Source organism: Yersinia pekkanenii, assembly GCF_001152565.1.
GTDB lineage: Bacteria > Pseudomonadota > Gammaproteobacteria > Enterobacterales > Enterobacteriaceae > Yersinia > Yersinia pekkanenii.
Genome location: NZ_CQAZ01000039.1, coordinates 22,357 through 44,903, shown reverse-complemented (window position 1 = coordinate 44,903; position 22,547 = coordinate 22,357). Strand labels below are relative to the sequence as shown.

Genomic DNA, 22,547 nt, shown 5'->3' with positions numbered 1-22,547 from the left:
ACGCTCCCACTGGATAACCTGCAAATTCAGCTTATCGGTGAAGTCGATGAAAGGTAAGCTTGCTTACCAGCATCAGGCTCCGGGTAATTGGTAAGGTAATGGGTATTTATTAAATAAAAATATTCCACCCACCAAACTGGGTATTAACCCAGAAGGGAACTTGCGCGGCACCGATATTAACGTTCCTAAAGTGACGACAATCTATCAATCACAACAGCCGATGCAAATGTTACGCAGTACCGCTAATCCAGCACTGGATACCTGGTCAGTCCCTAAAGCGCCTTTCCAGACTGAAGGCGGAGGCATACAATGGTTCAGTACCAATAAAGGACCCATGGAGTCCGAAAAAATGACCAACGATACCGCGTTAGATTACGTAGATAGGGCACTGCGTCTGGCTCAGAAACGCCATCATAAATATAACGTTATTGGCGGCGAGACGCTTGAACCCATGTATAACTCCATCGTTCAGCAGTTGCTTTATCTGCATAACGTCATTACCGGCGAGGAAAAAGATAAAAGCCGGATCCATAAAATGACTATGGGCATGTATGCAGCCAAGGAGTTTGACGTTATGGATCCAATTTTTGCCGATAGGGTAGGCTCTGCTGTCTATATCGCCGATCAGATAGGTGGTGGTTTGAAAGTTCAGCTTCCTCATCAGGAAAATCCCGATAGTTACCAACAACGGCAGGAAAAACTTAAAGCAGCTTACCCTGATGATTTTGACGTCTAATGATTAAAACCTCAGAAGAGGCTTTTTTATCTGGTTTGAACCATTCGCATTTATCATGACACTCGCTCACCGTCCCCTGCGGTTAAAAGAGCTGACACATCAGTATCCGGCGCATGGATTTAGCCTGATTATCGAAAGCGCCTCTACATAAATTCCCCAAGATACCATTATCAACGAGGTTGCCATGCTTCAGTTGTTTAAAAATAAAAAAGCTATCCCGCAACGCCTGCTCAATTACGGTTTCGCCGCGTTCGGGAATGATTACCGCTACACCACTCGTTTGTTAAACGGGCAGTTTGAAATGGTAGTAACGGTTTCGAACCTTACGCAAGTAGCCACAACATTGACAGATATGGGTTCTAACGAAGAATATGTCCTCCATCTTGTGCCGGAAAGCTGTGGCGCTTTTGTAGGCAGGGTACGAACGGAGTACAGCCAGGTATTGGCTGATATAGCCGACAAGTGTTTTGCACCAGACGTATTTAAAAGCAGCCAGGCGCAAGCCACTATGCAATATATCCGCTCAAAATACGGCGATGAGTTGGAGTTTTTGTGGGAAAAATTCCCGACTAACGCCATCTGGCGGCGACAGGATAACGGCAAATGGTATGGGGTAATGGTACTTATCCCCAAAACCAAATTGGGTGTAGACGATTCAGCGTTCTGTGATGTACTCAACCTGCGGGCTAGCCCAGAAACGGTGGCAGGAATCATTGACAACATACGATACTTTCCCGCTTACCATATGAATAAAAAACACTGGCTTTCGCTCTGCCTCGATCACTCCCTTTCCCTCGAAGAACTTTATTTACGGATTGACGACAGCTACGCACTTGCCGCCAAAAAATAGCCTTAATGAGTGTTGGATATAGCCAAGACACACCATCCGACTAGCCTTTAACAGGGTAAAAAGTGTAAAATATGCACTTATCACTACAGTAGCTCATTATTTGTCACTTTTTTATATTTATTTAATTATATTTTAAGGGGTTAGCGTGCAGACTTTACCAAGTTGTCCAAAATGCAGTTCTGAATATACATGGCAAGAAGGGGAACAATTAAATTGCCCGGAATGTGGGCATGAGTGGTCGGAAAGTGGCCATGCTGCAACTGCCGAAGAGGGCTTGGTGGTCCGTGATGCCAATGGTAATTTACTGGCTGACGGTGACGCAGTAACCGTGGTTAAGGACCTAAAAGTAAAAGGCAGTTCTTCAACCCTAAAGATCGGCACCAAAGTCAAAAGCATCCGTCTGGTTGAAGGGGACCACAATATCGATTGTAAAATTGATGGCTTTGGCCCAATGAAGCTAAAATCTGAGTTTGTTAAGAAAAACTGATGGCTTAATCAGTATTCCCCTCGAAACAAAGACCATTATTGATCCCCTCGTCTTAACCTCTCAATAGACATGATATCCGGCTGGCGGTCCCTCTCTACCGCCCATGTTGGTAATCCTGTCATTTAGATATATCTTTTTACATCCAGCCTCTTGCTAATTTCGATATATCGATCTAGATTAGATATATCGAAATCGTTTCGATATATCTAAAGGAGAGTCATTATGTTTGGTTTTTCAAGACGTGGGTATCACCATGGTGAAGAGCACCATGAAGGGCAACACCGCTGCGGCGAAAGAATGCATCGCGGTGGTCACCACCCTATGGCGGCTGAAGCAGCAAGAGGCGGCAGACGTAGGCGTGGTGATAAAATGCATCGCCTGTTCGAACACGGGGATTTACGTGTCGTGCTGCTGGCGCTGCTTGATAAAAACCCCAGCCACGGTTATGAGCTGATTAAGGCAATTGAAGAGGCATCCTCAGGGCTTTACATCCCAAGTCCAGGGGTTATCTATCCAACGCTTACTCTGCTGGAAGAGCAGGATTTTATTACGCCAGTGGCAACCGGCAATGGCCGAAAAAGCTATCAAATAACCGAGGCCGGCAAAATTGAATTAAAACAAAACCAGCAAATGGTCGATGTTATTTTCTCTCGTCTGGCACAGGTAAACCGCCGCCCTGAGGGAAATTTGGCAGAAGCCATTTCTGATGCAATGAACCGCTTACGTCACATTTTGCGCAGCACTATGATGCGTTCGGATATCAATCCAGAACAGGTTATGCGCATTAACGCCGCGTTAGTGACAGCGGTTGCAGCGATCGAAAAAGAGTTAACTCCCGATCAAGCACAACCCGTGGCTGATGAAAGTGAGCAGGAAAAAAACTAATGTCTGCCTACTGGGGATATCGGCTATAGACGATATCCCCAGCTTATTATTTAACTCAAATCAGCACCGTTACTGGCAATGACTTTTTTATACCAATAAAAAGATTTCTTTTTCCTACGCGCTAAAGAACCCTGCCCCTGATCATCGCGGTCAACATAGATAAAACCATAACGCTTGCTCATTTCACCGGTAGAGGCGGAAACCAAATCAATACAACCCCATGAGGTATATCCAATAACCGGAATACCATCATCGATGGCCTCCCCCATCGCTTTTATATGTTCCCGTAAATAACTAATGCGATAGTCGTCTTCAATTTCACCTTGTGGGTTAATTTCATCTTTGGCACCCAGCCCATTCTCAACCAAGAACAGCGGCTTCTGATAGCGGTCGTACATCATGTTCATGGTGATGCGTAAACCTAGAGGATCAATACCCCAGCCCCATTCACTGGCCTGAATATGGGGGTTTTTCAGAGATTTCACGATATTGGCTGCACTGCTGTTATGCTCGTTCATATCAGCCGAAGCACAACGAGAGGCGTAATAGCTAAAGGAGACGAAATCCACAACATGTTTGAGAATATCGTCGTCTCCCGCTTCGGTAACGACTGAAATGCCTTTCTCCCGAAACAAACGTTTGGTGTAGGCGGGATAAGCGCCCCGGGCCTGAACATCGATAAAAAACAGGTTCTCACGATCTTTTTCCAGTGCGGCCCAGACATCTTCCGGTTTACAGGTTCGTGGGTAGAAGTTCCCCCCTGCCAGCATGCATCCTACCTGATTATTCGGGTTTACCTCGTGGGCAATTTTTGTTGCCAGTGCGCTGGCGAGCAACTCATGATGGGCGGCCTGATACTTTACTTGTTCCTGATTTTCATGGGGTTCAAACACTAATCCCGCACCTGAAAACGGGCTATGGAGCAAAATATTAATTTCGTTAAAGGTCAGCCAATACTTCACTAATCCGTCAAATGCTGCAAAACAGGTACGCGCGTAACGAGTGAAGAACTCGACCATTTTGCGGTTACGCCACGAGCCATATTCCGTAACAAGATGCATCGGCACATCAAAGTGGCACAACGTCACTAACGGCTCAATATGGTGTTTTTTACATTCATTAAAAAGGTCACGGTAAAAAGCGATACCTTCCGCATTCGGTGTCATTTCATCGCCATTGGGGTAAATCCGGCTCCAGGCGATTGAGGTGCGGAATACCGTGAAGCCCATTTCAGCCATTAACGCGATATCGTCTTGGTAACGATGGTAAAAATCAATGGCCTGATGGCTGGGATAAAACTCATCATCTCTTAAGGTAAAACGCTTCTCCTGCCCTAGCTTCACCGCTAAACGGTGCGGTCCGTGAGGGATCATATCAACCGTCGTCAGCCCTTTACCACCTTCAAAGCAAGCACCTTCGGCCTGGTTGGCAGCTAATGCGCCGCCCCATAAGAAACCGTCGGGAAATGTTGATGCTGGCATTAATTACCTCTTTATTTAGTTAATTTTTACTGCACTCGGCACCATGACAGCGTCGGTAGAATGCGTACTGTCACTTTCACTGTTTTCAACCGGAATATCCTCAAAACCCAGCAATAATGTCGTGATGAACGAAATCACTATTGCCAGGATCATGACGCCAAACACCCATACGATACTCATTGGATTTGCCGGGTCGAAGAACTGGACACTGGTGAACAAGCCAGGGGAAGCCATCGAATGACTGGCTAATCCGCCAATCCCGGCAACACCGCCACAAATAAAGCCACTGATCAGGCTGGCGATCAGCGGGCGTTTGAGCCGCAATGCAACCCCGTAAAGAGCCGGTTCAGAGATACCGGCCACGATCGCCGATGCTGCAGCAGCCAGTGCCGTTTGACGTAACTCCGGGTTTTTGGTTCGCCATGCAACTGCCAGTGAGGAGCCACCCAAAGACAGGTTGGCACCAATTTCTGACGGCATTACCATCGCCTCTTTACCGGTTTCAGCAATGGTTTGAATGATCGTTGGAGTAAAGACACGGTGCATACCTGTCATCACCAATAATGGCCAGAGCGCGCCCATAATGGCGACAGAGAGCCAGCCAAGGTGATCATGAACGGTATACACCAAAGAAGAGATGCCACTACCAATCCAAATACCCAAAGGCCCAATAAACATGATAGCGATAGGTGCCGAAATCAGCACAATCAGCATCGGTTTGAGGAAGTTTTTGGTCACTGCCGGTGTGATGCGATCGACCCATTTTTCAATATAAGACAGTAGCCAGGTCATACATAATGCGGGGATCACGGTATAAGTGTACTTCACCGCTGTCACTGAAAAGCCCATAAATTCAACCTGCTGACCCTGTGCGGCTTTTGCCATCAAATCAATAAAGGATGGGTGAACCAACACCCCGGCAATGGCAATAGCCAGCGACAGGTTGGTTTTGAATTTTATCGCCGCAGAAGCCGCCACCATCACCGGAAGGAAGAAGAAAGCCCCGTCACCAATGATATTGAGGATAATCAGTGTCGATGAGCCTTTCTCGACAATACCGGTCAAATCGAGGATCATGGCCAACAGTTTTACCATTGAGCCACCGATGATCGCGGGTATCAGAGGTGACATTGTGCCAATTAGTGCATCAAGGATCCCTGCGCCAATACGTTTTAATGTGATTTTATTTTTCTGCGGCACGGTACTGTCGGCTGATGCGCCTTCGGGAAGGAATTTGAGAACCTCTGCATGCACATAGGAAACATTATTGCCAATGATGACCTGGCATTGATTTTCGTTGCGCACCACGCCCAATACACCGGTAATAGACTTCAATTTAGCCAGATCAACTGCGGCGTCATCGTTAAGCACAAAGCGTAAACGCGTCATACAGTGGGTCACCGCCGCAATGTTATTGGCGCCACCGATGGCATCGACTATCGATCGTGATACTGCTGCATAATTCTTTGACATGAGTAACAACTCCCCGTAATGACGCTCGCCGAGCTAAGCGAACTATTTGCGGCTTAAGGCAACCCCCCCTCACTGGCACAAATACGCAATTAGCTATTATATACATATAGTTATAAATTATTTTTATTCCGAAATACCATCGCACTTTGTCATTTTCAGGCAGATAGGTAACCGGTTACATATTAGATTCTTAAAATATGAGGTTAAATTCAATAGATGAATTAACACAATTTCAATTATGTGATAGTGATCGACATAGAGGGTGAGTCACGAGTACCGCTAACCCCCTGCAATGTCAAGGACGAAGAGATTACCCAAAGACATTGGGATTGCAGGTAGGCAGCAAGTAAGCAAATCCCGAATCACTTACTTAAGTAAGTGATTCGGGNGGGGGGGGGTAGGTGAGCGCAGCTAACACCCCTGCAATTTCAAGGACGAAGGGTATAGAATGACGACTTTCAACTATTTAGGAAAAGCCAATGTCTACAATGCAAGAAGTGGCAAAGAAAGCTGGAGTTTCAAAAGCCACTGTTTCACGTGTTCTGTCAGGCAAAGGCTATGTTAGCAAAGCAACTAAAGATCAGGTGGATAAGGCGATTGAAGAGACTGGATATCGGCCAAATTTATTAGCAAGAAATCTGGCAACTAATAAATCAGAATGCATCGGTTTGGTGGTGACCAATACTCTTTATAATGGTAACTACTTTAATGAAATACTTTCTCAGGCGGCACAGAAATTAGAAAACAATGGCCGTCAATTGGTTCTGGTGGATGGGAAACATAGCGCCGAAGAAGAGCAAGAAGCCATCCAGTTTCTGCTCGATTTACGTTGTGATGCAATCATAATTTACCCACGGTTCTTAACCGTTGATGATATGGACCTTATTATTGATAAATCGAAGCAACCCATTATGGTGGTAAACAGAAAACTTAGAAAAAATAATAGTCACTGTATTTTCTGCGATCATAAAGGGGCCAGTTATAATGCAACGAAATATCTCATTGAGCGAGGTCATCAGGATATTGCGTTTATTACCGGTTCACTTGATTCACCGACCGCTATTGAGCGCCTTTCAGGATACAAAGCAGCATTGAATGCATTCTCGTTGCCCGTTTGGGAGCAACTGATTGTTCAAGGGAAATGGACACCAACCAGTGGCGCAGCAGCGGTTGAATCGCTATTAGCCAACCCATTACCTTTTAGTGCAATCATCGCCAGCAATGATGACATGGCAATTGGTGCGATTAAAAAACTAAATGAATCTGGGATAAAAATTCCTGACGAAATATCTATTATTGGCTTTGATAATATCCCCCTTGCTCCTTTCCTTAGTCCATCATTATCCAGTATCAAAGACCCGGTCAGCGGTATGATAAATGAAGTCATCACCCGATTAATATCAATGCTGGATGGTGGGTATCTATCCAATGGGAATATATTTCAGTCCGAACTGATTATCAGGGATTCTGTCGGTGATGGGCCTTTTTTAGGTCAGGCCGCGCCAGATAATCACTAATGGATAAAAAGGAGCCAAAAGCTCCTTTACATCAGATTATTCGCGGTATTAACGTTGCCAAAAACTATTTAGCTTGAACACCTTCAACTGACAAAATAAGTTCTACCTCTTGTGACGCCGGGCCGAGATCCTTCGTGATATTAAAGTCTTTCAACTTGATAGTGCCGTTAGCCTCAAAACCAGCACGATAGCCGCCCCACGGGTCATTACCTTGACCGGTCAGTTTACTTTCGAGGGTCACCGGTTTAGTCACGCCATTTAATGTCAGGTTACCGACCACAGAATAACCCTCCGCATTTTTCTTCACTTCAGTGGACTCAAACGTCGCTTGTGGGAATTTACTGACATTTAGAAAATCTTTGCTACGCAGATGCTTATCACGCTCAGCGTGGTTGGTATCAACGCTATTGGTGTTGATCACCACGTTGACTTTATCTGCGGCTGGATTTTTCTCATCAAACGTAAAAGAACCATCAAAATCGTTAAAACTACCGTATAACCAACTATAACCTAGATGTTTAATCCGGAATTCGATAAAGGCATGTTGGCCTTCTTTATCGATTTTATATTCGGCGGCTACGGCGCTACCTGCGGTAAACATCAGTGCGCCCACAGTCAGGCCCAATAGGGTCTTATTAAACATATGTCATTCTCCATAATATAATAGGTTAATCGGAGCTACGTCCCAGCATCCGTTTAAGAGTGATATCACCATCAATAAAGTGGTGCTTAATCGCGGCCAGTCCATGTAATAGCGAAAGCACTACTACAGCCCAAGCCAGATAGAGATGCACAGTACCGGCAGTATCAGCCTGATCAGGTAAACCGGTCAGTGTTGCAGGTACGGTAAACCAACCAAATATATTGATAGGTTGTCCATCAGCAGTCGAGATCAAATAACCGCTAAACATAATACAAAATAGAACAATATATAAAACCAGATGCGCCAATATCGCACTTATCCGAGTAAATCGGCTATAGCTTGCTAAGGGCTTCGGTGGTGGTGAAATAAAGCGCCAGATGACCCTAAATAACATCACTGCAAACAATATACACCCGATACTTTTATGTATTTCAGGGGCCTGGTGATACCAACCATCATAGTAGCCTAGGGTAACCATCCATAATCCCAACGCAAACAATGCATATACGGTTAATGCCACCAACCAATGGATACCAATAGTGATTCGCCCGAACTGCTCCCTGGTATTTTTCCAAAGCATAATTATTCCCTTTTGCTTAACTCATAGAACAATAGTCAAACATTATGAAACATAAAATCAACACTTATTTGATATAAAATATATTTCTCTAACCGCAGTCAGTTATTTTGCAGAAGTCTGCAATTACTCAATCAGTTTAATTGTTGGAGTTTACTTAACCTGACATAAGCACAATATAGAAGCAGTACCGTTGCCAGTAAATACCTGCCCTCAGGTCAAGATATTGGCATTAAAGAATAGCTAAAATACGTTAATATTAAACAGGCGAGTATGCTGTTGCAAACTCGCCTTAAATAAATTTCGCTTGGGTAAATAATTGACTGATATAGGTTGCCTGTCGATCTGCGACAACAACAGATATCAGCCCTATTGTGGCGACTGTTGCATTGTCCAATTAAGCACTTGTATAGCTAACTGATCACTGGCCAGACCGAAGGCCTTAATCACTTCATTCATCTCTGAGCCATTTATCGGTTGGCGGATCTCAAACTGACGTGTCGCAATAATTCTACGATCCGAAATTCTCACCAAACGGGCATCAAAGCGGATCAGCACCGTGCTGCTATTGGTGTTGTAGACCCCTTGGAACGCGGATAAGTCGCCACTCAACTCAACATCGGCCTGAAGGCTATCATCGTCGCTGCTGACCGCGCGGACACGGCCATCGTTACGGAACTCTTGAATCAAGCGATTGCGCAACAGAATGGGGGCGGGATCACTCCAGCGTGAGTTTTTATAGACCGCAATTTCCTGCCCCTGAGGCTGCACCGCAATACGTGAGCTGTTCAGGAACTGGCTGGTCGCCGGTTGAGAAACTCGCAGTGACCAATTAACGGTCTGCGCACCGGATGCCTTCGTCGTTGACGGCATCGGTAGAAGATAAACCTGTGATACCGGCGCACTGGGTAAAATAGTGCAGGCAGACAGCACCATCGCCAACGTGGAGATCATCAAGACCCCCACACGGCGGCTGGCATAACGCATTACATTAAGAGAGACCATTAAGGCGTAAACTCCTGTGTTCTTTCACGGCCACGCAGCAAGGCTGCTGGGTTTTCTTCCAAACGAGAAACGGCAGCACGTAATGTCGCTAATGTTCTGCGCAGCTCATCGACAGCCGGCCCCAGCTCATTCATCCCTTGCATCCCGTTATTCAGTGCTGTTTTATTTTCATTCACTAATTTATTGAGGATCACACTGGTATTTTGCAACGATGCCATGGTCTTCGCGGCATCACTGACCAGTTGTTTCCCCTGCCCATCCATTAACCCGTTGGCATTACGCAGCAGACGATTAGTTTGTGCCAGAGTCTCATTGGCCTGTTTGCTGGCCTGCGCCAGTTGCTGCAACATGGTCCGGATATCACCACGTTGATCCGCCACGGTTTGGGTGATCAAGGCCAGATTATCCAGCGTCGCTACCAGGCGCTGCTGATTATCCGGTGCTAATAGTTGGTTCAGGCGCATCAAGACGTCATTGGCGTTGGTCATGAAATTCTCACCGTTAGCCAGTAACTGACTCATCGGCGAAGGGGTGGCAACAATGACGGGGATCTCGCCATCTTTACTCTCCAGCAACGGGCTTGATTGGCTGCTGCCGCTGAACTGAATATTTGAGGTGCCAGTAATACCGGCAACCGTCAGGCGGGCTTGGGTATCTTGGCGTATCGGCGTGGACGCAGACACGCGGATACGCGCCCAAACTTTATTGGGGTTGTCTCGGTCTAAACGCAATTGAGTCACTTCACCGACCCTAATCCCACTGTATTGCACGGTACTGCCTTGCGACAAACCACTCACCGGTTCGTTGAAGACGATATCATATAGCTTGAACTGGCGATTCGAACCAGAGCTTGTCAGCCACAGGCAGAATAGCAGCGCGGCGCTGACCACAATGAGAGTGAACAAACCAATGACAACATGATGAGCACGGGTTTCCATATTACAACCTCTCTCTACTATTAATTGTCGCCGCCTGATAAGCAGCCCGGCCACGTGGACCATGAAAATACGCCTGGATCCAGGTATCATCCGTCGCCGCAACTTTATCTAACGTATCAACCACCAGCACTTTCTTCTGCGAAAGTACCGCAACACGATCACAAAGGGTATAGAGCGTATCCAGATCGTGAGTCACCAAAAACACCGTAAGATTAAGTGCGTCACGCAAGGTACGGATCAAACTGTCAAACGCCGCAGCACCAATAGGGTCAAGGCCCGCAGTCGGCTCATCCAGAAACAGAATATCCGGATCAAGGGCTAGCGCGCGGGCTAAAGCAACACGTTTCACCATGCCACCTGACAGCGCTGCCGGATACTTACTGCCCGCTCCCGGCGGTAGCCCTGCCAATGCCAATTTAACCTGCGCCAGACGCTCAGCCTCTGCCCGCGGTAACCCACCATTTTCGATTAACGGTAACGCCACATTTTCAGTCACGGTCAGAGAACTGAATAATGCGCCACGTTGAAATAATACGCCAAATCGGCGTTCCACCATGGAACGAGGTTTACCCGAAAGTGTCATTAAATCCTGACCAAAGACATGGATCTCTCCGGCTGTCGGGCGGCGTAATCCGACAATACTGCGCAGCAGAACAGATTTACCGGTACCCGACCCCCCGACAACGCCGAGAACCTCGCCGCGCTGAACATCAAGATTTAGCCCCTGATGCACGCACTGGGTACCAAAGCAATTAACCAGGTTGCGGATTTGAATGATTGCACCTTGTGTCATTTGGCTCACCATCCCATCTCCATGAAAAATAGCGCCGCAATGGCATCGAGCAGAATAACGACAAAGATCGAATGCACCACACTGGTGGTGGTATGAACGCCCACAGATTCAGCACTGCCGCTGACTTTGAACCCTTCCAGACAACCAATAATGGCAATCAGGAAAGCAAAAATAGGAGCCTTGCTGATCCCCACCAGAAAATGCTGCAAACCATTACTGTTTTGCATAATCGATAAGAACATGGTCGGCGAGATATCCAGCGTTAAAGCGCACACCATCATGCCACCGAAAATACCGCAAACCATGCCGATAAACGTCAACATTGGCAGCGAAATTAATAACGCTAATACCCGAGGCAGCACCAACAGTTCGACTGGGTTCAAACCCAGCGTTTGGATAGCGTCAATTTCCTCGTTGGCTTTCATCAGACCGATTTCCGCAGTAAAGGCACTGGCGGTACGCCCCGCCATCAGGATCGCGGTAAGCAATACGGCAAATTCACGCAGAAAAGAAAACACCACTAAATCGACAGTAAAAATACCCGCACCAAAGGTAGTCAGTACCGTGGCACCAAGAAAGGCTATCACCGCCCCAACCAGAAAAGTCAGCAGCATAATGATCGGGACAGCATTGAGGCCAATCTGTTGGATATTGGCAATCAACGAGGTCATTCGCCAGCGAGAGGGACGAAAGAGGGTGCCCAGCAAAGCCTCAAGTGTCAGACCGATAAAGCCCAGTAATGATTTGAAGTCTTGCCAGAAATTATCGACCGAGCGGCCTATATTAGCCAATATCTCACGCCAAAATCGCGGCGGTTTTTCTGAGGGTTCAGGATCTAAGTCGGGCAGAACCTGGCTGACCGTTGCCAGTAAAACTCGGCGTTCTTCTGGGAGTTTTGGCGCAAGTTCTTGTAGATTACCGACACGTTCCGCACCAAGAAGGAGGACTAACAACGTTGCACCGGCGGTATCCAAGGCCCCCAGTTGGTTAAGATCAAATACCACTGGGCTGGGCAGATTCGCCTGCAATTGCATCACTTCCGGCTCCAGAACGCGGTAATGCGCTAATACCCAATCCCCTTTTGCCGAGATTCGGACCGGCTGAGCTGAACGATCGATATCGAGTTGTGCCGTAGACTGCCGCTCTGTCATGGAGAAAGCCTTACTCTTTATTTGAATGTGGCTCTGATATCGACAACATACCGAAAGCCAAGTCACTACCTCAAATAGGTATATCACACCCTTTAGTAAGAGTAATGACTAATCAGAATAAAGGCAGTTTGATTATTCAGATTTCAATCTGGAGGTGAATAAACAGCGTGGCCGCATTAGGCTTTTACCCATTGTGACTCTGTTTTCCCCGGCATAGCGTACCAAACCACCGCCGCCAGCAGAATCAACAGCACACTGGCGGTGCCGAGTACCAAGCTGTGCGAGGTTGAAAACGCCAGCCTGGCGCTAGCAAGTAACTGTTCATCGCCACCAAGGTTATTGACCACCTGGATAGCTTCACTGATAGAGGCACTCGCCTGCTCAACCAAACTGGCAGGCAAATCTTCCGGCAACACAATAGACGCGGTATAGGCTCGCGATAGCATTAGACCAAATATTGCCACTCCCAGCCCTGCGCCCAATTCATAAGCCATGCCCTCTACCGCACCGGCAGCACCGGCTTTTTCTGGGGGTGCTGCACTCATAATCGCCGCCGTGGAGGCCAGCAACGAGGCTTCAATACTGAAGCCGAGTAATACCATCCATCCCCACGCCAGGTAAACCTCCGTGGCAAAGTCAGTCCAGGCCAAGCCCAGAAAACTCAATGAACTCAACGCAATGCCCGCACTTGCGACGGTGCGCAGCCCCAATTTAGCCACCAACCAACCGGATATCGGCCCACTCACCCCACTGGCAATCATTAGCGGCATCAGGAACATGCCCGCCTCGAGCGGACTTTTACCTAATACAAACTGTAATTCCTGTGTCAGCAATAATTCAAAACCGACCAGCGTTATCATTGCGGTCATCGCCATCACCATACCCACGGCTATCACCCGCTGACTGATCAGACGAAAATCTATCATTGGGGCCTGGGTTGATAGCTGATGGCGAACAAATGCAAATAACATGACGCCCCCGCTAAGCGCCGCCAGGGAAGTGACAACCCAATCCCCGCCACCACGCAGCCCGGTTTTGGCGGCATAGACCAGCAATAGAATAGCGGTAATCAGCACCAGCGCCGGAGCCAGTTTCCATGTTTGTTCCATCCGCACCGGTTGGCTGGGGATAACCACCAGCGTGGCGATGACCACGGCGATAATAATGGGTATATTGATGAGAAAGACCGATCCCCAGTAGAAATATTCCATCAATAATCCGCCAACCAGCGGCCCCATGGCGGCCCCCGTCGTACCGATGGCAACCCATATCCCCAGTGCCAGCGCTCTTTCTCGTTCATCGGTAAAAATATGACGCACAGCAGACAAGGTTGCCGGCAGGATCATTGCGGCACCGATCGCCAAAAAAGCCCGGGCGGCAATAAGCGCGGCAACCGAGGGAGCAAGCGCTGCCGCCAGCGATGCCAAGCCGAACAATACCGATCCCAGTAACGCCAATCGTTTAAAACCGATACGGTCACCCAAAGCCCCCATTGGCAGCAACAGACAGGCCATGACCAGTGAGTAAATATCAATAATCCACAGTAATTCACTGCCGGTGGCAGACAGAGCAATACCCAACCGTGGCGCAGCCACATGTAATACGGTTGCATCTATCGAAACAGGGAGATACATCAGAATAATAACGTAGAAAATCATCCACTTTTTAGACATACAAAACGCTCAAATAAGAATGTTGAACACTTGTTCAATACGCCGATAATAGCGGAAAGTTGAACTGGCGTCCAATTCACCACATAATGATGAAAATACTAATGAGTCAGATAAAGGAGCCTCTTTGGCCTATTTGCACCGTGAAGAACGCCACGACACCATTTTGCAGGCAGCAATGCGTGTCGCGCTAACCGAGGGCATGACAGCCACCACTGTGCGGCGTGTTGCCAGTGAGGCAGGTGTGGCTGTGGGGCAGGTTCATCATCATTTCGCCTCAGTTTCACGACTACGAGCCGATGCTTTTCTGCGGTTAGTGAAACAGTCCCTATCCACTTTTATCATCAACAGCCAGAATTTACCCGCCGTTGAACGCGTGCAACAGGTGTTAGGTTATCCACAAGATGAAGCAGGCCAAAGGGAAACCCGGCTGTGGAATGAAGTCTCGCTACTGGCCGAACGGGATGACCTCATTAAACAAGTCTATGCGGCCTCGATGTCGGACTGGCACCGCACCACTGTGGATGTCATCAATGCCGGCATAGTCAGTCATGAGTTTCGCTCAGATATTAATTCCAGTGATATTGCTTGGCGATTGATTGGGCTGGTTTGTGGTCTGGATGGGCTGATCCAATTTACAGAATTAGGTTTTTCACAGGCAGAGATACTCCGCCATCTGGCGGCTATGATGGCAAACGACTTGTTGAAAACAAAATAGTTGAAAACAAAGTCGTTAAAAAAGACGAGCCAAAATTAACCGTGGGTATCACCGACTATAATAGATACCTGATACTTTTATTTTCTATAAGTGCATAAAATGACTCAACAGACTCCTGTAGCCGATGTGATTTATTACAACGGCACCATTTACACGGCAGATGTGAATAACACCGTTTGCAGTGCTATCGCGATAGGTCAGGGCTATATTCTGGCCACCGGCGGTGACGACATTAAACAGAAATTCGCCACAGCAAAAACCCAACTGATCGATTTGGCGGGTAAATTTATGATGCCCGGCCTTATCGACAGCCATATGCATCCGTTCTGGGGTGGCAAACAACTGATCGGCTGTAACCTCCATTATGCTGCGCTGAGTGTTGAGCAAATACTGGCGATCATCCAGCAGCATCTCGATAGCTCCCCTTTTGACGGTGAAAATGACTGGCTGACCGTCCGCGCCTGGCAGCGGCAGGCAATGACGCCGGCAGGGGCTGATATGAGCCGAACAGCGCTGGATTCACTCAATACCCGCCGCCCGGTTGCCCTCTTCTCAAATGACTGCCACACGCTGGCGGCCAACAGCCGCGCGTTGGAACTACTGGGTATCGATGAAAACACGCCAGTACCGCCCGATGGCAAAATTGCCCGCGATGCGAGCGGTAGACTGACCGGCATTTTAGAAGATGCCCCAGCGATGCGGGCCTTTGACAGTATTCCGTCCGCCACGCCGGAAAAGAATGTGCAGATTGCCGCCCATGTACAGCAAGTGCTGAATGCGCAGGGTGTCACTACCGTGATGGATACCCGTGTTTTTGCTGAACAGTTGCTGGCTTTCCGCCAGTTGTATGAGCGTAATGAGCTTACCCTGCGAGTGCTGGGTGCCAAAGAAGTGACACCGGATAGCCTACAAAGCCCAGAGGATGCCGCCCGAGTGGTACAGGAAGTGGTCGAGTTTGGCCGCCAATGGGGAAGCCACGAATGGACACCGGCACCGGGCTTTGCCGTCGATCATCTGAAACTGTTTATTGATGGCGTGTTACAGCCACCCACCATGACGGCCGCACTGCTGGAGCCATATCGGGCAAATCAGGGCACGGCGGCGCAGCCAAACGGGCAAAATACCACGCACTACGGTGACCTCTATTTTACTGCGCCGATGGTCAATGCAATAATTCTGGAATGCGCCCGTGCCGGCCTTCATCCACATACCCACACCGTGGGGGATGGGGCTATCGAGATGGTGCTGGATGCGGTAGAACAGATGCGGGCAGCATTGCCGGGCAAAGATATCCGGCCAGGATTGGCGCACAACGAACTGGTTGCCGCCCATCAATATAACCGTTTTGCCAAACTGGACGCCACCGCGGTGCTCTCATTCCAATGGGCTGGCTTGCCGGGTGTGCTAATTGATGAAGAGCGCGAGATGCTGGGTGAGACTCGCTTCCAACATATGGAGCCAGCGGCCCGCTTTCTGGATGCCGGTGCGCGTATCGCTTATGGTAGTGACTGGCCGATTGACCGCTTGGATGAATGGTACAACCTGCAAGTGGGGATGACCCGGCGCGCATGGGATCCCGACGGCAATCCGGCTGGCCCGCGCCTGGATAATGATCGGGATCTCACGTTGATTGAGACATTGCGATCGGCCACTATTGATGCCGCTTATATGATTGCCAAAGAGCATTATATTGGCTCGCTGGAAGCAGGCAAATTTGCCGATATCATTATTTTAAAAAATAACCTGTTTGAGCAGCCACCCGAAACGATTTATCAAACTCAGGTTGAATGCACGCTTATTGGCGGTAATGTGGTTTATCAGAACAGATAAGCCGCCGTTAATCCCCCTGTTTCACTGAAACAGCTCAGTGAAACAGGGGGGATTAGCGCGGCTAACAATGTGGCAATGTCAGGCAAACAGGAACTCATTGGCGTTGCCGCTCCCCTTATGTCAAAATCCGCTCCCTTATGTTCTACCGCTGCCTAAAAATGCAGCGTCACGGTGCTCGTTCTCACCAGGAGATGATACGGTAATGCCACAAAATATTCAGTTGCGCAGAGTGCTTAAAACCCCCGCGCTGGTCGCTTTCGGGCTTGCCTACATGGTGCCATTGGGCGTATTTACAACCTATGGACAGGTGACCGTACTAAGTCAGGGGCATCTGCCCATTGCCTATCTGGTGACTGTTGCCACCATTCTGTTTACCGCCCTCAGTTATTGCCGGATGACCAACGCCATGCCGTTATCGGGTTCCGCCTATTCCTATGTTCAGCGCAGTTTTGGCGGAAAAACCGGTTTTCTGGTGGGTTGGGCACAAATTTTGGATTATCTGTTCCTGCCGATCCTTAATTATTTGGTTTTAGGTATTTTCTTGCACGAGGCATTTCCGGCCATCCCTGCTCCGGTATTTATCATTGCCTCTATCGTCAGCGTCAGTCTACTCAATATACTGGGCGTGCGTTTGCTCACCTCGGTGAATTTCTCGCTGATAGCGGCACAGATGGTTTTTATCGTGTTATTTATTGCTCTTTCTTTCAGTCAGGCAGATTTAAGTCCGGCTGCGTTAATGAAGCCACTACTGGTGAATGCCGGTGATTTGTCTGGCTTGCTGTCCGGGGCCGCGGTGCTTTGTCTGGCGTTCCTCGGTTTTGATGCCATTGCCACTATGGCCGAAGAGGCACACGACGCTAAACGCACCTTGCCACGCGCCATTCTGTTTACCGTGATCAGCGCTGGTGTCATCTTTATCGCCGTTTCCTATGCCGCCCATTTGGCTTACCCTGACTGGCAATCATTAATTCCGCATCAGGATACCGCCAGTCTGATTATCTCAGCGCATGTTGGCGGCAAGTGGATGTATAACTTCTTTATGGCCACGTACCTGACCGGTGTTTATGCCTCGGCGATGTCCGCGCAAACCAGCGTGTCACGTATTTTCTATGCCATGGGTCGTGAAGGTGTACTGCCACGCAAAGTGTTCTTCCATCTGCATCGCAAGTTCCACACCCCGTGGCGGGCAATTTTGTTCGTGGCGACCATTTCGTTGTTGGCACTGTTCCTTGACCTGAACTTAGTGGTATCGATGATCAGTTTTGGCGCTCTGGGTGCGTTTACTTTCGTAAACTTGAGTGTAATAAAGCACTTCATTATCAATGAGAAACGTCGCGGTAAGGCCGCTATGTTTAAGTATGGGCTGCTACCGATAATGGGGTTTGTGATGTCGGTATGGCTGTGGTTTCATCTTGAACAGCGTGCGCTCGAGGTGGGTTTGCTGTGGTTACTGGCGGGCTTTATCTATCTGCTATGGCTGACACGCGGCTGGCGTAAATCACCGCCGTCAGTCCATCCGGATGATATTTCACATCTGCTGTGATGAGCAAAAACTGCGATATAGAAAAGGGCTGCAGCGTAAAATGTAGCCCTTTTCGTGCTTCAACAGTCAAATAAAGGGGAAACGTGCCGTTGGTTCACTGTATTGAACGCGCCCGGCTCACTGCTTCCCCTAACTGCCATACGGCCATGGCGTAATGGGTGCTGTGGTTGTAACGGGTGATGGTGTAGAAGTTGGGTAAACCGTACCAATATTGATAACCCGTGCCGACGTCAAGGCGCAGCAAGCTGGCTTGCTGGTGATCGCCGAGCGATCCCATCGGGCTAAGCCCCGCCGCCGCCAACGTTGAAACCGGGTATTGGGTCTTAAAGCCATTGTCAAGATTCGGCGCTTGCCCGCTAGCGGGCACCGCGACTGCTGCGCCTTTGGTCCAACCGTGAGATTTGAAGTAATTAGCAACACTGCCGATCGCATCAACCGGGTCCCATAAATTGACATGGCCGTTACCATTAAAATCAACAGCATAACTCTTAAATGACGATGGCATAAATTGACCATAACCCATAGCTCCGGCATAGGAACCCCGTAAACTGAGCGGATCATTACCTTCAGCACGAGCCATCAACAGGAAGGTTTCCAGCTCGCCGGAAAAATACTCGGCACGGCGCGGATAAGCGAAGGAGAGTGTCGCCAACGCATCAATGATACGGGTTTTACCCATCACCCTGCCCCAACGAGTCTCAACCCCAATGATACCGACGATAATCTCCGGCGGTACCCCGTAAATTTCATAAGCACGCTGCAAAGCCTCTTGGTGCTGGTTCCAGAAATTCACGCCATTTTGCACATTATCAGGGGTAATAAACTGTTTGCGATAGCGGTTCCAGGCCCCATTTGGCCCTGAGGGGCGACCTGCCGAGGGCGCTTGTTTATCCATCAGGCGAATTACCCAATCCAACTTCTGGGTTTGAGCTAATACATCATGTAATTGCTGACGCTCAAAACCATGCTCACGCACCATTTTGTCAACAAAACGGGCGGTGTCGGCATTATAGGCAAAATCGCCGTTTTGCAGGTGGCCCACATGTTGTGGTTCAAGTAAAAAACCACTTTGTATCAAGCTATCTGACGGCGTGGCAGCAACAGGAGGCGTCGGCTTGCTACTACAGGCTGAGAGCAAAGTAAGTAAGGGAAGAATGGCAGCCAAGTAACGCATCGAATATCCATAAACCATGCAAAAAAGTGATAGCTATGTTAAGTCATTGTCTGTCGAGAACAAATAAGAAAATGCGGTGTACCCCTCGCGCGGCATAAAGAAAATGAGGTGAACAGTAAATCTATTGACTGGCGGCGATCACATTACCGCTATTTATCAATCAGAGATGACAGTGTTAAATATGAAATATTTTGTAGCAAATAACGCGAATGATTTTTACTATCATTGTTAATGTCTTTCTATACAATTATTGTGTTTTGCTATTGTCTGACAATTTCGTTTTCTTCTCTGACTTTTTAAAAGGATGTCGCTATGAAGTTACGTTTCCCCTCTCTCGGTCCGGTTGCTCTACTGGCGTCTTCCATGATGTTGGCGTTTTCTGTCAATGCGGCATCAAATGATGAAGGCATCGTGGTTTATAATGCTCAGCACGAAAATCTGGTGAAATCCTGGGTTGACGGTTTTACCAAAGATACCGGTATCAAAGTGACCCTGCGCAATGGCGGAGACAGCGAGTTAGGCAATCAACTGATTCAGGAAGGCAGCGCATCACCCGCCGACGTTTTCCTGACCGAGAACTCTCCGGCAATGGTGTTGGTTGATAACGCAAAACTGTTCGCACCACTGGATGCCGCAACCCAGGCTCAGGTGGCTAAAGAATATCGTCCTGAACATGGTCGCTGGACCGGCATTGCCGCCCGCAGCACAGTATTTGTCTATAATCCGGAGAAAATCAGTGAAACCGAATTGCCTAAATCCATTATGGATCTGGCAAAACCTGAGTGGAAAGGCCGCTGGGCTGCCTCACCATCCGGTGCCGACTTCCAGGCAATTGTCAGTGCCATGTTGGAACTTAAAGGCGAGAAAGCCACGTTAGAGTGGTTAAAAGCCATGAAAACCAACGCTACCGCCTATAAAGGCAATAGCACAGTAATGAAAGCCGTCAATGCGGGTCAAATCGATGGCGGGGTTATCTATCACTATTACCGTTTTGTTGATCAGGCTAAAACCGGCGAGAACAGTGGTAAAACTCAGCTACATTACTTCAAACATCAGGATCCGGGCGCATTTGTGAGTATCTCTGGCGGCGGTGTTCTGGCTTCCAGTAAGCACCCGCAACAAGCACAAGAATTCGTAAAATGGATAACCAGCAAATCCGGGCAAGATATCTTGCGTACCAATAATGCATTTGAATATGCCGTCGGCGTCGATGCCGCGTCGAATCCTACCTTAGTCCCCTTGCAAGACCTGCAAGCGCCGAAAGTCGAACCCTCTAAACTTAACAGCAAGAAAGTGGTTGAGTTGATGACCGAAGCTGGCCTGCTGTAGCACAGATTGCATTTTTAGCCTGTTATTTCATTGAATTGACAGGCAGTTAACACGCCGAGTGCTTTAATAATTATGGCCAATATCAGTACCGATGTTGCATCGGTCTTACTCAATAAGACAGCACCACGGCAGTATAGCCGCCGCCCAAGCTCTGGTATTGTCACTATTGCGATTATGCTGTCGCTGCTATCCCTGCTGCCGCTGGGGTTTGTGGTAGCTATCGCTATTGATACCGGCTGGCCAACGGTCAAAGCCCTGGTTTTTCGCCCCCGCGTCGGTGAATTACTGATCAACACCGCGCTATTGGTGGTTTTCACCTTACCTCTTTGTGCCATTTTTGGCGTCGCTCTGGCATGGCTTACCGAGCGCACCACCCTACCCGGTAGACGAGTTTGGTCACTGCTGGCTATTGCCCCATTGGCGGTGCCTGCTTTTGTGCAAAGTTATGCGTGGATCAGCCTGGTGCCAGCAATGCACGGGCTGGCTGCTGGCGTATTTATCTCGGTTATTGCGTACTTTCCCTTTATTTATCTACCGGCATCGGCGGTATTACGCCGTCTTGACCCCGGCCTGGAAGACGCCGCCGCCTCACTGGGCAGCCCCCCCACTGCGGTGTTTTTTCGCGTAGTCTTACCCCAGTTAAAATTGGCTATTTGGGGTGGTTCAATACTGATCGCATTACATTTGTTGGCGGAATATGGGCTGTATGCCATGATCCGTTTCGATACCTTTACCACCGCGATTTTTGATCAGTTCCAATCCTCATTTAATGGCCCGGCGGCCAATATGCTGGCTGGCGTGCTGGCGCTGCTCTGCCTCGGGCTATTGTTACTCGAGGCCACCAGCCGCGGCTATAACCGCTATGCGCGAGTCGGTTCCGGTAGCGCAAGAAGCCAAACCGCTTATTCCATGGGGACGACGGCCACATTACTGTGCTTGTTGTTGCCATTGACGCTCACCGCGCTCTCGCTTGGTGTGCCGTTTATCACCCTCACCCGCTGGCTCTATATTGGTGGATTTGATGCGTGGCTGAACCCTGAGCTGCTACCCGCCTTGAAACAAACGCTGGCATTAGCACTCAGCGGTGCGGTGATTATCACGTTATGTGCCATACCTATGGCCTGGTTATCGGTGCGCTATCCGGGGCGATTGCACCGTCTAATGGAGGGGTGTAATTATGTCACCAGTTCATTGCCCGGTATCGTGGTTGCACTGGCCTTGGTCACCATTACCATCCGCGTTGCTCGTCCACTGTATCAAACTGAATTTACTATTTTACTGGCCTATTTATTAATGTTTACACCGCGCGCCTTAATCAGTTTACGCGCCGGTATAGCGCAAGCGCCAGTCGAGTTGGAAAACGTGGCACGCAGTCTGGGCAAAACGCCGACCCAGGCGATATGGAGCACCACCATGCGCCTTGCGGCACCCAGTGCCGCTGCGGGTGCCGCGTTAGTGTTCCTTGCCATCTCCAATGAGTTGACCGCCACCCTGTTACTGGCACCGAATGGGACACGAACGCTGGCGACAGGCTTCTGGGCACTGACCAGCGAAATTGACTATGTTGCAGCATCACCTTATGCACTGCTGATGGTGCTGCTGTCCCTGCCGCTAACCTGGCTTCTTTATTCCCAATCTCAACGTACGGCAGGCTTATGAGCACGCTTGAACTTCAGAAAATCGGTAAGTCTTATCAATCGGTTACCGTATTAAACCGAATTGACTTGCAGGTTACGGCGGGCAGCCG

20 protein-coding genes and 1 pseudogene are annotated in these 22,547 nt (G+C 48.8%); 11 read left to right on the top strand and 10 right to left on the bottom strand.

Annotation, left to right across the window (positions count from 1 at the left end; genetic code table 11):
• Window positions 1-121 precede the first annotated feature (121 nt).
• The 5 genes and pseudogenes from AEP37_RS27295 to AEP37_RS17450 all read left to right on the top strand — a co-directional run.
• Window positions 122-271, top strand: a pseudogene (locus tag AEP37_RS27295) (polymorphic toxin type 46 domain-containing protein); the annotation flags it as partial.
• Between the two features lie 78 nt (window positions 272-349).
• Entirely contained in the window at window positions 350-736 is a 387-nt protein-coding gene (locus AEP37_RS26590) for an immunity protein Tsi6 family protein (RefSeq protein WP_049614563.1), read from the top strand.
• A 184-nt stretch (window positions 737-920) separates the two neighbouring features.
• Entirely contained in the window at window positions 921-1,586 is a 666-nt protein-coding gene (locus AEP37_RS17460; protein ID WP_049614558.1) for an MmcQ/YjbR family DNA-binding protein, read from the top strand.
• 145 nt (window positions 1,587-1,731) lie between these two features.
• Window positions 1,732-2,073, top strand: coding sequence for a zinc ribbon domain-containing protein YjdM (locus tag AEP37_RS17455; RefSeq protein WP_049614557.1), 342 nt, complete (start codon window positions 1,732-1,734; stop codon window positions 2,071-2,073).
• A gap of 222 nt (window positions 2,074-2,295) precedes the next feature.
• On the top strand, window positions 2,296-2,958 hold the full coding sequence (locus AEP37_RS17450; RefSeq protein ID WP_049614556.1) for a PadR family transcriptional regulator: 663 nt from the start codon (window positions 2,296-2,298) through the stop codon (window positions 2,956-2,958).
• Window positions 2,959-3,008: 50 nt separating this feature from the next.
• Here the strand turns inward: AEP37_RS17450 and AEP37_RS17445 are convergent, their stop codons facing one another.
• Together AEP37_RS17445 and ascF are read right to left on the bottom strand one after the other, a co-directional pair.
• Window positions 3,009-4,439, bottom strand: coding sequence for a 6-phospho-beta-glucosidase (locus AEP37_RS17445; RefSeq protein ID WP_049614555.1), 1,431 nt, complete (start codon window positions 4,437-4,439; stop codon window positions 3,009-3,011).
• A gap of 15 nt (window positions 4,440-4,454) precedes the next feature.
• The gene (gene ascF / locus AEP37_RS17440) at window positions 4,455-5,912 is read right to left on the bottom strand and encodes a PTS cellobiose/arbutin/salicin transporter subunit IIBC (protein ID WP_049614554.1); all 1,458 of its coding nucleotides are present in this window, start codon (window positions 5,910-5,912) and stop codon (window positions 4,455-4,457) included.
• Window positions 5,913-6,391: 479 nt separating this feature from the next.
• Between ascF and AEP37_RS17435 the strand changes: the two genes are divergently transcribed.
• Window positions 6,392-7,429, top strand: coding sequence for a LacI family DNA-binding transcriptional regulator (locus AEP37_RS17435; RefSeq protein ID WP_049614553.1), 1,038 nt, complete (start codon window positions 6,392-6,394; stop codon window positions 7,427-7,429).
• A 64-nt stretch (window positions 7,430-7,493) separates the two neighbouring features.
• Here the strand turns inward: AEP37_RS17435 and AEP37_RS17430 are convergent, their stop codons facing one another.
• From AEP37_RS17430 to AEP37_RS17400, 7 genes are all read right to left on the bottom strand, one after another.
• Window positions 7,494-8,072 carry a YceI family protein gene (locus AEP37_RS17430; RefSeq protein WP_049614552.1) on the bottom strand — a complete coding sequence of 193 codons (579 nt, stop codon included), beginning with the start codon at window positions 8,070-8,072 and terminating at the stop codon, window positions 7,494-7,496.
• A gap of 25 nt (window positions 8,073-8,097) precedes the next feature.
• The gene (locus AEP37_RS17425) at window positions 8,098-8,652 is read right to left on the bottom strand and encodes a cytochrome b (RefSeq protein WP_049614551.1); all 555 of its coding nucleotides are present in this window, start codon (window positions 8,650-8,652) and stop codon (window positions 8,098-8,100) included.
• Between the two features lie 366 nt (window positions 8,653-9,018).
• Window positions 9,019-9,636: an ABC-type transport auxiliary lipoprotein family protein gene (locus tag AEP37_RS17420; protein WP_456243160.1), complete on the bottom strand. Its 618-nt coding sequence runs from the start codon at window positions 9,634-9,636 to the stop codon at window positions 9,019-9,021.
• 17 nt (window positions 9,637-9,653) lie between these two features.
• Window positions 9,654-10,592: an MlaD family protein gene (locus AEP37_RS17415; protein ID WP_049614549.1), complete on the bottom strand. Its 939-nt coding sequence runs from the start codon at window positions 10,590-10,592 to the stop codon at window positions 9,654-9,656.
• A 1-nt stretch (window position 10,593) separates the two neighbouring features.
• Window positions 10,594-11,397 (bottom strand): ABC transporter ATP-binding protein, encoded by an 804-nt coding sequence (locus tag AEP37_RS17410; protein WP_049614548.1) that lies wholly within the window; start codon window positions 11,395-11,397, stop codon window positions 10,594-10,596.
• Window positions 11,391-12,536: an MlaE family ABC transporter permease gene (locus tag AEP37_RS17405; protein ID WP_049614547.1), complete on the bottom strand. Its 1,146-nt coding sequence runs from the start codon at window positions 12,534-12,536 to the stop codon at window positions 11,391-11,393. The genes AEP37_RS17410 and AEP37_RS17405 overlap by 7 nt, the downstream gene beginning before the upstream one ends.
• A gap of 176 nt (window positions 12,537-12,712) precedes the next feature.
• Window positions 12,713-14,209: a SmvA family efflux MFS transporter gene (locus AEP37_RS17400; protein WP_156168646.1), complete on the bottom strand. Its 1,497-nt coding sequence runs from the start codon at window positions 14,207-14,209 to the stop codon at window positions 12,713-12,715.
• Between the two features lie 124 nt (window positions 14,210-14,333).
• On the opposite strand from AEP37_RS17400, the gene AEP37_RS17395 reads away from it, so the two are divergent.
• The 3 genes from AEP37_RS17395 to AEP37_RS17385 all read left to right on the top strand — a co-directional run bounded on the left by AEP37_RS17395 (window position 14,334) and on the right by AEP37_RS17385 (window position 18,297).
• Window positions 14,334-14,924, top strand: a complete 591-nt coding sequence (locus AEP37_RS17395) for a TetR family transcriptional regulator (RefSeq protein ID WP_049614546.1) — start codon at window positions 14,334-14,336, stop codon at window positions 14,922-14,924.
• Between the two features lie 99 nt (window positions 14,925-15,023).
• A complete protein-coding gene (locus tag AEP37_RS17390) occupies window positions 15,024-16,754 on the top strand; it encodes an amidohydrolase (RefSeq protein ID WP_049614545.1) in 1,731 nt (576 codons plus the stop codon).
• A gap of 202 nt (window positions 16,755-16,956) precedes the next feature.
• On the top strand, window positions 16,957-18,297 hold the full coding sequence (locus AEP37_RS17385; protein WP_049614544.1) for an APC family permease: 1,341 nt from the start codon (window positions 16,957-16,959) through the stop codon (window positions 18,295-18,297).
• 94 nt (window positions 18,298-18,391) lie between these two features.
• On the opposite strand, the gene mltB is transcribed toward AEP37_RS17385, so the two are convergent.
• Window positions 18,392-19,471, bottom strand: coding sequence for a lytic murein transglycosylase B (mltB, locus tag AEP37_RS17380; RefSeq protein ID WP_049614543.1), 1,080 nt, complete (start codon window positions 19,469-19,471; stop codon window positions 18,392-18,394).
• A gap of 312 nt (window positions 19,472-19,783) precedes the next feature.
• Here mltB and AEP37_RS17375 point away from each other — a divergent pair, with 312 nt between their 5' ends.
• Window positions 19,784-20,800, top strand: a complete 1,017-nt coding sequence (locus tag AEP37_RS17375) for an iron ABC transporter substrate-binding protein (protein ID WP_049614542.1) — start codon at window positions 19,784-19,786, stop codon at window positions 20,798-20,800.
• A gap of 72 nt (window positions 20,801-20,872) precedes the next feature.
• Window positions 20,873-22,459 carry an ABC transporter permease gene (locus tag AEP37_RS17370; protein ID WP_049614541.1) on the top strand — a complete coding sequence of 529 codons (1,587 nt, stop codon included), beginning with the start codon at window positions 20,873-20,875 and terminating at the stop codon, window positions 22,457-22,459.
• Window positions 22,460-22,547: the final 88 nt, after the last annotated feature.